This is a genomic window from Aquaspirillum sp., assembly GCF_055136605.1.
On sequence record NZ_JBSQVP010000075.1, the window covers coordinates 1 to 9,885 of the forward strand.

The 9,885-nt window shown below is 51.8% G+C and carries 13 protein-coding genes; 9 read left to right on the plus strand and 4 right to left on the minus strand.

Features of this window, described 5'->3' with window-relative positions:
• The 6 genes from ACTBZS_RS10765 to ACTBZS_RS10790 form a co-directional block, all read left to right on the plus strand.
• A partial coding sequence (locus ACTBZS_RS10765) for an arsenate reductase ArsC (RefSeq protein WP_463044119.1) occupies nucleotides 1-535 on the plus strand: 535 nt, incomplete at its 5' end.
• Between the two features lie 140 nt (nucleotides 536-675).
• Nucleotides 676-1,719: an ArsJ-associated glyceraldehyde-3-phosphate dehydrogenase gene (locus tag ACTBZS_RS10770; RefSeq protein ID WP_463044120.1), complete on the plus strand. Its 1,044-nt coding sequence runs from the start codon at nucleotides 676-678 to the stop codon at nucleotides 1,717-1,719.
• Nucleotides 1,720-1,722: 3 nt separating this feature from the next.
• A complete protein-coding gene (gene arsJ, locus ACTBZS_RS10775; RefSeq protein ID WP_463044121.1) occupies nucleotides 1,723-2,955 on the plus strand; it encodes an organoarsenical effux MFS transporter ArsJ in 1,233 nt (410 codons plus the stop codon).
• Nucleotides 2,956-2,961: 6 nt separating this feature from the next.
• On the plus strand, nucleotides 2,962-3,291 hold the full coding sequence (locus ACTBZS_RS10780) for an ArsR/SmtB family transcription factor (RefSeq protein ID WP_463044122.1): 330 nt from the start codon (nucleotides 2,962-2,964) through the stop codon (nucleotides 3,289-3,291).
• 25 nt (nucleotides 3,292-3,316) lie between these two features.
• Nucleotides 3,317-4,333: an ACR3 family arsenite efflux transporter gene (gene arsB / locus ACTBZS_RS10785; protein ID WP_463044123.1), complete on the plus strand. Its 1,017-nt coding sequence runs from the start codon at nucleotides 3,317-3,319 to the stop codon at nucleotides 4,331-4,333.
• Nucleotides 4,334-4,360: 27 nt separating this feature from the next.
• Nucleotides 4,361-4,972, plus strand: coding sequence for an IMPACT family protein (locus tag ACTBZS_RS10790; protein WP_463044124.1), 612 nt, complete (start codon nucleotides 4,361-4,363; stop codon nucleotides 4,970-4,972).
• Here the strand turns inward: ACTBZS_RS10790 and apaG are convergent.
• Nucleotides 4,969-5,352 carry a Co2+/Mg2+ efflux protein ApaG gene (apaG, locus tag ACTBZS_RS10795; RefSeq protein WP_022652851.1) on the minus strand — a complete coding sequence of 128 codons (384 nt, stop codon included), beginning with the start codon at nucleotides 5,350-5,352 and terminating at the stop codon, nucleotides 4,969-4,971. The genes ACTBZS_RS10790 and apaG overlap by 4 nt on opposite strands.
• 155 nt (nucleotides 5,353-5,507) lie before the next feature.
• On the opposite strand from apaG, the gene ACTBZS_RS10800 reads away from it, so the two are divergent.
• The 3 genes from ACTBZS_RS10800 to ACTBZS_RS10810 are packed head-to-tail and all read left to right on the plus strand — an operon-like array spanning nucleotide 5,508 to nucleotide 7,636.
• Nucleotides 5,508-5,777: a hypothetical protein gene (locus tag ACTBZS_RS10800; RefSeq protein ID WP_463044125.1), complete on the plus strand. Its 270-nt coding sequence runs from the start codon at nucleotides 5,508-5,510 to the stop codon at nucleotides 5,775-5,777.
• The gene (locus ACTBZS_RS10805; RefSeq protein ID WP_463044126.1) at nucleotides 5,777-6,784 is read left to right on the plus strand and encodes a nucleoid-associated protein; all 1,008 of its coding nucleotides are present in this window, start codon (nucleotides 5,777-5,779) and stop codon (nucleotides 6,782-6,784) included. Before ACTBZS_RS10800 ends, ACTBZS_RS10805 begins: the two co-directional genes overlap by 1 nt.
• Before the next feature lie 3 nt (nucleotides 6,785-6,787).
• Nucleotides 6,788-7,636: a sulfurtransferase gene (locus ACTBZS_RS10810; protein ID WP_463044127.1), complete on the plus strand. Its 849-nt coding sequence runs from the start codon at nucleotides 6,788-6,790 to the stop codon at nucleotides 7,634-7,636.
• On the opposite strand, the gene ggt is transcribed toward ACTBZS_RS10810, so the two are convergent.
• Genes ggt through ACTBZS_RS10825 form a run of 3 tightly spaced genes read right to left on the minus strand, consistent with a single transcriptional unit; the run spans nucleotide 7,633 to nucleotide 9,786 of the window.
• A complete protein-coding gene (ggt, locus tag ACTBZS_RS10815) occupies nucleotides 7,633-9,366 on the minus strand; it encodes a gamma-glutamyltransferase (protein ID WP_463044128.1) in 1,734 nt (577 codons plus the stop codon). The genes ACTBZS_RS10810 and ggt overlap by 4 nt on opposite strands.
• Nucleotides 9,367-9,383: 17 nt before the next feature.
• Nucleotides 9,384-9,569, minus strand: coding sequence for a hypothetical protein (locus ACTBZS_RS10820; RefSeq protein WP_463044129.1), 186 nt, complete (start codon nucleotides 9,567-9,569; stop codon nucleotides 9,384-9,386).
• Entirely contained in the window at nucleotides 9,553-9,786 is a 234-nt protein-coding gene (locus ACTBZS_RS10825) for a Bug family tripartite tricarboxylate transporter substrate binding protein (RefSeq protein WP_463044130.1), read from the minus strand. Before ACTBZS_RS10825 ends, ACTBZS_RS10820 begins: the two co-directional genes overlap by 17 nt.
• Nucleotides 9,787-9,885: the final 99 nt, after the last annotated feature.

Genomic DNA, 9,885 nt, shown 5'->3' on the forward strand with positions numbered 1-9,885 from the left:
ACGCGTAAGATCGTCGGCAGCGTCAGATGTGTATAAGAGACAGGAACACGCCCCCTTCAATGTCCTCTTTCTATGCACCGGCAACTCTGCCCGTAGCATCATGGCAGAAGCCCTATTGAATTACACCGGCAAAGGCAAATTTCATGCTTTTAGCGCCGGTAGTCAACCCGCTGGCCATATCAACCCTTTGGTGCTCGAACTGCTGAACCAACAAAAACTACCCACCGCTGATTTGCGTAGCAAAAGCTGGGATGAATTTGCCACCACCGACGCGCCAAAAATGGATTTTGTATTTACCGTGTGCGACAACGCCGCAGGCGAAGTCTGCCCAGTGTGGCCGGGACAGCCCATGACTGCACACTGGGGCATTGATGATCCAAACCGCGTTACGGGTAGCGACACCGCCCAACGTGAAGCCATTTCCGCCGCTTACCGCCAACTGAGCCGGCGCATTTCCTTGTTTATTAGCTTGCCATTCGACAAATTAGATGCAATGTCACTCAAACACCATCTAGACAACATCGGCCGCAGCTAATTTTCCTCATACCGGCCATCGGAGCAGCTACGTGCTGCTCTTTTTTATTCCACCCAATCGGTGCAGGTTTCATCAAACTGCAATCTATTGCTACAATAATTCAACCATTGTTGAAATGTTTAACAAAAAGGGGATAAAAAATGCGTGTAGGTATCAATGGTATGGGGCGGATTGGGCGTTTGGCGTTACGGGCGGCGATGGGTGCGGCAGAACGGCCACTCGACGATCCACGCGCCAACAATCGGCTTGATGTCGTCCATCTCAATGAAATCAAAGGCGGTGTTGCAACAGCCGCCCATTTGCTGGCTTTTGATAGCGTACAAGGCAAATGGCGCGAAAACATCCGCGCCGAAGGTGAAGACAGCCTGTGGATTGGTGACAAGAAATTGTCTTGGAGTGCCCATGCCACTGCGGCAGAGATTCCGTGGGGAGAGCTTGGGGTAGATGTGGTGTTGGAATGTACCGGCAAGTTTCTGACCCCAGAAACCTTGCAAGGGCATTTGGCACGCGGCGCCAAGCGGGTGATTGTTGCGGCACCGGTCAAAACCGGCAATGTGCTGAATATCGTAATGGGCATTAACCACACCCATTACAACCCAGCCACAGACACCATTGTCACCGCTGCGTCGTGCACCACCAATTGCCTTGCGCCCGTGGTAAAAGTTGTGCATGAAAATTTTGGGATTAAACACGGTCAAATCACCACCATTCACGACCCTACAAATACCAACTTAGTCGTAGATGCACCGCATAAAGACTTACGCCGCGCACGCAGTGCAATGACTAGCCTCGCCCCAACCACCACCGGCAGTGCCACCGCGATTGCACTGATTTATCCCGAGCTAAAAGGCAAATTAAATGGCCATGCAGTGCGCGCCCCCGTGTTGAATGCCTCGTTGACCGATTGTGTCTTTGAGCTCAACCGCGCTACCGATGCCGAAGAAGTGAATGCTCTATTCGCCAAAGCCGCAGCAGGCGAGTTAGCAGGGATTTTAGGCTATGAAGAACGCCCCTTAGTCAGTGTCGATTATGCACAAGATACCCGCAGTGCCATCATCGATGCACCTTCCACCCTCGTCACCGATGGTACTTTGTTAAAAGTGTATGCTTGGTACGATAACGAGATGGGCTATGCCTGCCGGATGGTAGATTTGGCTTGCTATCTGGAACAACAGGGGTTGTAAACCATGTCTCACGCTGCCCGCCACTACGCGATTGTCACCGCCGCTTATTGGGGATTTACCCTATCGGATGGCGCCTTGCGGATGTTGGTTTTATTCCATTTTTACCGCCTTGGTTATTCCCCTTTTACCCTTGCCTTTCTGTTTTTGTTGTATGAAGCCGCAGGGATTGTGGCGAATTTGATTGGTGGCTGGCTGGCAGCGCGTTTTGGCATTACTCGTATGTTAAGCATTGGATTAAGCACCCAGATACTGGGCTTTGGTTTGCTGTCTTTGCTTGATCCAACTTGGACAGCGACGCTTTCGGTGGCTTGGGTAGTGATGGCACAGGGAATCTGTGGGATTGCCAAAGACCTCACCAAAACCGCCAGCAAATCGGCCATTAAAATCACCCAATCCGCTGCTGCAACGGCCAACGACAATGGGCAATTATTTCAATGGGTGGCATGGTTCACCGGCAGTAAAAATGCTATGAAAGGCATCGGTTTTTTCCTCGGTGGGGCTTTGCTCGAAAGTTTCGGTTTTCAAGCTTCACTGTGGTTGATGGCAGGGTTGTTAGGCTGTGTCCTGATTGGTGTGGTGTTTTCTTTGCCACAGATGATGGGAAAAACGAAGGCTTCACGCTCAACCAAAGAATTTTTGGCAAAAAGCCGCGCCATCAACCTATTAGCAGCAGCACGAGTGGTGTTGTTTGGCGCACGAGATGTGTGGTTTGTGGTTGGGCTGCCAGTCTTTTTATATTCGGTCGGCTGGACTTTTAGCATGGTCGGGACATTTTTAGCCTTGTGGACCATTGCTTATGGTGTCGTGCAAGGTTTAGCACCACAGATTGTCAAACGCAGCAGTAACGGTCTGCAAACAGAAGTGCCAGCGGCACAACACTGGTCGGCCATACTGATGCTGATTCCTCTAGCGTTAGCGGTTGCTGTATGGCAAGACATTCCTGCCCTTGCATGGGTGGTGGTGATCGGATTGGGTTTGTTTGGTTTCGCCTTTGCGATCAATTCGTCAGTGCATTCTTACTTGGTGTTGGCGTATGCTGGTTCGGAAAAAGCCGCTGAAGATGTCGGTTTTTATTATGCCGCCAATGCGCTCGGTCGGTTTATCGGTACCCTGTTGTCCGGCATCTTGTATCAGTATGGCGGCCTGTCTGCTGCCTTACTTGGCTCGGCATTGATGTTACTGTTGTGTTGGCTGACAACGCTTAAATTGCCAACTCAGGCTCATTCTCATGGATAAATTGTAATGCAAGAAACTGATGTGATTGCTGGGCTCGCCGCCCTTGCTCAAGAAACTCGTTTACGGTTGTTTCGTTTATTGATTGAAACCGGCACCGAAGGGATGAAACCAACCGGCATCACGGAAAAACTCGGTTTGGCACCGTCGGCGATTTCTTTTCATCTAAAAGAATTACTTCATGCCAATCTGGTCACGGTCGAGCGACAAGGCCGCCATTTAATTTACCGCGCCGATTTAAATACCATGAATCAATTATTGGCTTATTTAACCACCAATTGCTGTCAGGGAGTGCCCTGTTTTGATTTACCTGCGGCCCGCTGTCAAAGTCCTTGTTAATCTCACCAATACTAAGAGAGAAAAAATGGGTTTATTTGAACGGTTTTTAACCCTGTGGGTCGCACTCGGTATTGCTGCTGGGGTGGCGTTGGGTTCGCTATTTCCGACTGTTTTTCAAATGATAGCAGGATGGGAATATGCGCAAGTGAATTTGGTCGTGGCTGTGTTTATTTGGGTGATGATTTACCCAATGATGATTCAAATTGATTGGTCGGCAGTAAAAGAGATCGGCAGCAAACCACAAGGCTTGTTCTTAACCTTGGTGATTAACTGGCTGGTGAAACCGTTTACGATGGCTGGTTTAGCGGTACTGTTTTTTCAATATCTGTTTGCACCGTGGGTCGATCCCACCTCAGCATCTGAATACATTGCCGGCATGATTTTACTCGGTGTCGCACCGTGTACGGCAATGGTGTTTGTGTGGAGCCAACTGGTTAAAGGCGATGCCAATTACACGCTGGTGCAGGTATCGGTCAACGATTTAATCATGGTTGTGGCGTTTGCGCCGATTGCTGCGTTTTTGCTCGGGGTCACTGATGTCACTGTGCCGTGGGAAACGCTGTTGCTTTCTACCGTCTTGTATGTGGTGTTACCTTTATTGGCTGGCATGGCAACGCGGCGGGCGCTGGCGGCGCGGGGTGGAGCGGCAATCTCAGACTTTGTCGGTCGGCTAAAACCGTTTTCGGTATTGGGTTTGATTGCAACAGTGGTCTTGCTGTTTGGTTTTCAGGCGCCAACGCTGTTAACACAACCGACAATTATTGCGCTGATCGCTATTCCGTTGTTGTTGCAGACTTATGGGATTTTCTTTTTGAGTTGGTGGGCAGCAAAACGCTTGCGGCTCGCACACGACATCGCTGGGCCAGCTTGTTTAATTGGTACGTCTAATTTTTTTGAATTAGCAGTGGCAGTTGCGATTTCGCTATTTGGTTTACAATCCGGCGCCGCCCTCGCTACGGTCGTCGGTGTATTGGTTGAAGTACCAGTGATGCTCTCACTGGTCGCTATGGTCAATGCGTGGCGGCCCAAATCGACCATTTAATTTTGTTGTCGGGTGAATATGCGGCGCATGTTCATCCAAATTCGCCTTAAAACCATGCCCTATACCCTCCATCAAGCCGTCCACCACACCTTGACCATCAAAAAAAGCCAGTTTATCGCCTGCGTTGAACCGATGGCAGACCGCCAGCAGGCACAGCAGCGCGTACAACAACTGTGGGCAGAACATCCACAAGCAGCGCATATTTGTTGGGCATTATTGGCTGGTGGGCAGTCGGCAGCGGTGGATGATGGCGTACCCAGCGGCACCGCCGGACGACCTATGCTCGATGTCTTGCGCCATCAACAACTCGATGGCGTCTTAGCCACCGTCGTCCGCTACTTTGGCGGCGTTAAACTGGGCGCCGGCGGATTGGTGCGCGCTTATACCGATAGCGTGGCACAAGCGCTATTGCAGGCGGAAAAAATCCCTGTCTTTATCCTATCCCGCCTGCAATGTGCCGTACCGTACGCTCTTGAAGGCGTGGTGCGGCGCGTTATAGCCCAACATCAATTAAGCCTCGAACAAGTCAGCCACGGCCAACAGGTGCAACTGACCTTCAGTCTCAAAAGCGAACAACGCGACAGCATCCAACAACAGCTTAACGAACTCTGCCACGGCCAAATCCTGTGGCAGGATTAGTGCAAAACACGCGGCCCAGCGAGGGTAAACGCAGGGATTTCTGCCTCAAACTGCGTGCCATCTTCGGCCAGCATCGAATACGAACCTTGCATCATCCCAACCGGCGTTTTTAAGCGTGCTCCACTCATATATTCAAAAGTCTGCCCGGGTGCTAGCTGTGGATTTTCACCAACCACCCCCGGCCCGCGCACTTCTTCTTGATGACCGTTTTCGTCAGTAATCACCCAATGCCGCGTTAACAACTTTGCCGATACCGAACCCTCATTGGTTAAACGAATACGATAGGCAAACACATATTGCTCTTTGTCAGGGTGGGAATGTTCTGTCAGATAAAACGCCTCTGGCTGAACAGCAATATGATATTTCATTTTCTCATTCATAATTTTATCCTCAGTATTGGGCTCATTTGGTCGAAAGCACCTCACATTGAGGCAACAGAAACAGCCTTCAATCTATGGCCATCTGCGATGACAAACAAGACATCAGCCCGTGCATTGCACTATGATTCGACCAATAAAAAAGTGAGATTTAGCAAATGCGTTATATTCTATGGGGATTGTTTATTACCTTGGTCTTAGCCAGCATAGGTGCGGCGGTGGTTGGGGTGTGGATGTTATCTGGTCGAGATGAAGCCCCGTTCCGTTATCAAAACTTTATCGACCGCCCACCCAAGCCGACAGAAACCCTTGCCCCCTCCGGTGCCGTGCAACCACGGTTACATACCATTGAACCCACACCCACCGCCTCCGCCATTGCATTAAATGAGCTATCCTCTCTTGCCGAACCTTCGACACAAGGAAATTGATGATGCAATCGGCCCGCGTGAGCTGTTTAGCTGTCCACCGTGTAGGCAATCCCACCCGCCAAGAAGCCTTATTGCTGTCCGACCGCAGCGCCAGCGTCAGCCCTGCAGTGGAAAAACTGATTTTAGAAGGCTATCTACACGGGATTTATGATAGCAAACGGCAATATCAGTTTATCCACCCCATTCATCTGCAACACAATGTGCTGTACACCCTTTCGCGGCAGTTTTTCCGCGAAGAAATCGACTTTTTAACCCTCTCACGCCAAATCGCACAACATCTCTATCAACAATCACAGCATCCCAAAATCAGCGAAGGCGATGTGTTGGTGATTCTGTTTGAAGGTTTAGGTGACGAGGGCGAGACACGCGGGATTGGCATTTTCAAAGCCGAAGTTCGCGATGAGTTTCTCACCATCATCGATCAACACGGCGTTTTAGACCTAGCCCACGCCTCGGGTATTAACCCACGCTTGATTGATAAAGGGGCCTTGTTACTGGAAAGCAGCCCCACGGTATATGCGCTAGATCGCTTTGGTAAAGAAAGCCAATTCTGGGTTGAGGCATTTTTACAAGCGTTGCGCGTCCCCGACAGCCAATCGAGCAGCAAAATGCTGACCGAGGTAATTACAGAATTGGCCGACACTTTGCCTGACCCACAACAGCAACAACAGTTCAAAGACGATGTGCTGGGGTTGTGCGAATCACAAGAAGCGGTGTCGATTGCCAGTATGAGCGAGGTGGTGGAAAAATTTGTGCCACGGCAAACACTGCAAGACACCCTCGACCATGCCGCAGAAAGCTACGGCTTTGCCCTCGATACCACCCAAACCGTCCCCACTCAAGCAGTACAAAAACGGTTACAACGCCAATGGAGCCGCATTGGTATTGGACAAGGCATCAGCATTCTGTTGCCGTCAGATTTGCATTTTATTGGTGTTGAACAGCAAGAGTTAGCCAATGGTGAGCTGACTTTCTTGCTGCGTGTTGAACGAAAACAAGGAGCGTGAGCCATGTTAACCACCCTCGTTTCTGCTTCACAACTGGCCGCCCTTGCCAGCGATAACATCGTTATCCTCGATTGTCGCCACAGTCTGGCCGATCCACGATACGGTGAACAAGCGTATGCCTTTGCTCATATCCACGGTGCACATTTTGTGCATCTCGACCGCGATTTGTCAGGGCCCTGCACCGGAAAAAATGGCCGCCACCCCTTACCGGATATTGGCCGCCTCGCCAGCTTATTCGGTCGTATCGGCATCACCGCCGATAAACAAGTGATTGCCTATGACGATGCAGGCGGTATGTTTGCTGCCCGCGCATGGTGGTTGTTGCGCTGGTTGGGACATGAAGCTGTAGCCGTGTTGGATGGGGGTTGGCAAGCATGGCAACAGGCACAAGGCCAAATTGATGGCCTACAACCCAGCCGCAACGGCAGCCAATTTTTATTGCGTCCCGCACTGGAGCAGGTGGTCAACGCCGCCACGGTGTTACAGCAGTTATCGCAGCCTGATTTATGTTTGATTGATGCCCGCGCCCCCAACCGTTTTGCTGGCCAAGATGAGACATTAGACCCTGTTGGCGGCCATATTCCCGGGGCAAAAAATCGCTTCTTTCAACACAATCTCAATGCCGACGGGACATTTAAGCCGCTGTCACAGCTACGTGATGAATGGCAAACCTATCTCACACCACAGACCGCCAAACAAGCGATTCACCAATGCGGTTCTGGTGTCACCGCCTGCCATAACTTATTGGCACTGGCGCATCTTGGTTGGCACGGTGGACGACTGTATGCCGGTTCGTGGAGCGAATGGTGCAGCGAACCAAGCCGCCCCATCGCCACCGGAGCAGCGGCTTAAAACCCCGCGACTACCCCCTCACGGCGGGGGTCTGCCCCGCCAATCAATCGACCATCGGCTTGTTTGGCAATAATCGACAAGCCGCTGGTCATCGGCAACAGCTTCACACTGTGACCGCGTTGTTGTAGCGCCTCGGTCAGGTTGTCTAAGCCTTGCCCTTGTTCCAACTCAGTGGCGGCATTGCGGCTGCCATAATGCGGTAAATTTGCTGCCGCTTGCGGTGTTAAACGCCAATCGGTCAAGGCCAAGATGGCTTTTGCCACATAAGGAATAATCAAGCTGCCGCCGGGTGAACCCACAGCCATCACCGCTTCACCCTGTCGATTGAATAACAGCGTCGGCGCCATGCTGCTGCGTGGACGTTTGCCGCCCTCAAGACGATTCGCCACTGGCACACCCTCTTTTTCTGGCAAGAAGGAAAAGTCGGTGAGTTGATTGTTCAATAAGAAGCCTCGCACCATAATACGACTGCCAAACGCATCCTCAATCGAGCTGGTCATCGATGCCACGCCACCTTCAGCATCAAACGCCACCAAATGCGTGGTCGAGGGCAAATCGGCGGAATGGTTTTCTGCTTGTGCGGTTTTCACTCCAGCAGGTTGACCGGCAGGCTGACTGCCGTGGCTACGCACTGGGTCAATTCGTTGACTGCGTAGCGCCAAGTACACCGGGTCTAATAAAGCCTGTTGCGGCACAGCGACAAAATCGGGATCGGCAAGATAACGCTCACGGTCGGCAAAGGCTAAACGCCCTGCTTCACTGAATAGATGCACGGCCTCTACTGACACAGGGGAAAGCTTGGCCATCTCAAACCGCGACAGCACACCCAACATTTGCAATACCGCAACCCCACCGGAGCTGGGCGCAGGCATTCCACATACGTTCCATTGCCGGTAAGGGGCACACAGCGGAGAACGGATTTTGGCTTGATACTGTGCCAAATCTTGCAACGACAAATCCCCAGCTTTGGCGTGATTTTTCACAGCGGCGACCATATCACGCGCCACCTCACCTTGATAAAACCCTTGAGGCCCATGTGCGGCAATCCGACGCAAGGTGTCGGCATACGCCGGATTGCGTAACAACGTCCCCACCGGATGGGGTTGTCCCTCGGCAGTGAAGAAATAAGCACGCGCAGCAGGGTCTTGCTGTAGGCGGGTTTCTTTGCTCAACAGGGTATGCAAGCGTGGCGATACCGGAAAACCGGCCTCGGCTAAACGAATCGCGGGTTCAGCCAACTTAGCCCACGGCAATTTACCTTGCCGCTGATGCGCGGCATACAACATCGCCACCAAACCCGGCGTTCCAACGGCTTGGCCACTGGCAACTGCCTCAGCAAACGGCATCGGCTGACCATTGGCTTGTAAAAACCGCTGGGGTGTTGCGCTGGCAGGGGCAGTCTCGCGGCCATCCCATGCCGTCAACCCTTCACGCAGATGATGTGATAACAAAAAACCGCCGCCCCCGATACCGGAAGATTGCGGTTCAACCAAGCCCAACACCCATTGCGCGGCAATCACCGCATCTACCGCACTGCCACCTTGTTGCAAAATGGTTTTTCCCACTTCACTGGCCAAGGGATGGGCGGTAACAATCATGGCCTTTTCGGCCACGATAGCGGCTGATTTTTCTACACGACCGCTGGCAGCCTCGGGCGGCGGTGAAACATCCGCCAAGGCCCATGAAGACAATACACAACTCAATAACACCAGTAATTTTTTATATTGCATTCGATCACATCCTCAATTTATTTGTCGCTGTTGGTTTCGTTTGTTGGTTTGGTTTGGCAACGCAACAGCCATTCATGCCCATCACGGCCAGCAATCAGATAACTTTCATGGCCTTGACCAAGCCGCTCCCCTTCGACTAAACGCGCTTCCCATTCTGTCCCCCGATAACGTACCCGTGCGTGCTGTTCATCGCGCCACAACACCACCTGCACCGGGCTTGTTTTCAATGACGATGCTTTGACCCATGTTCTCGCCCAACTTTTGCGCTACGGTGCGTGCCGTTAAATCGGCAACCCCACCTGCACCAAAGGGCACCACGATTTTGATCGGCCGATTGGGCCAGTCCTGTGCCAAAGCCGCTCCACCCAGGGCCGATGTGATGGCACAGACCAGTAGAGCCGTCCATTTCGAAAAAGTCATGAGGCAGTCCTTCCTTGCTTTGCGTTGAGCGCGTGCGCTTTGTTGAACTTATTTGATTATTGGGTAAATCCTGGCGTCCCAAGACCTGTCTCTTATACA

Excerpts from the sequence above, each read along its gene's own strand:
- ACTBZS_RS10770 (WP_463044120.1), top strand. The coding sequence starts at position 676 with ATGCGTGTAGGTATCAATGGTATGGGGCGGATTGGGCGTTTGGCGTTA.
- ACTBZS_RS10825 (WP_463044130.1), bottom strand. The coding sequence starts at position 9,786 with ATGACTTTTTCGAAATGGACGGCTCTACTGGTCTGTGCCATCACATCG.
- ACTBZS_RS10800 (WP_463044125.1), top strand. The coding sequence starts at position 5,508 with ATGCGTTATATTCTATGGGGATTGTTTATTACCTTGGTCTTAGCCAGC.
- ACTBZS_RS10805 (WP_463044126.1), top strand. The coding sequence starts at position 5,777 with ATGATGCAATCGGCCCGCGTGAGCTGTTTAGCTGTCCACCGTGTAGGC.
- apaG (WP_022652851.1), bottom strand. The coding sequence starts at position 5,352 with ATGAATGAGAAAATGAAATATCATATTGCTGTTCAGCCAGAGGCGTTT.
- ggt (WP_463044128.1), bottom strand. The coding sequence starts at position 9,366 with ATGCAATATAAAAAATTACTGGTGTTATTGAGTTGTGTATTGTCTTCA.
- arsJ (WP_463044121.1), top strand. The coding sequence starts at position 1,723 with ATGTCTCACGCTGCCCGCCACTACGCGATTGTCACCGCCGCTTATTGG.
- arsB (WP_463044123.1), top strand. The coding sequence starts at position 3,317 with ATGGGTTTATTTGAACGGTTTTTAACCCTGTGGGTCGCACTCGGTATT.
- ACTBZS_RS10790 (WP_463044124.1), top strand. The coding sequence starts at position 4,361 with ATGTTCATCCAAATTCGCCTTAAAACCATGCCCTATACCCTCCATCAA.
- ACTBZS_RS10780 (WP_463044122.1), top strand. The coding sequence starts at position 2,962 with ATGCAAGAAACTGATGTGATTGCTGGGCTCGCCGCCCTTGCTCAAGAA.
- ACTBZS_RS10810 (WP_463044127.1), top strand. The coding sequence starts at position 6,788 with ATGTTAACCACCCTCGTTTCTGCTTCACAACTGGCCGCCCTTGCCAGC.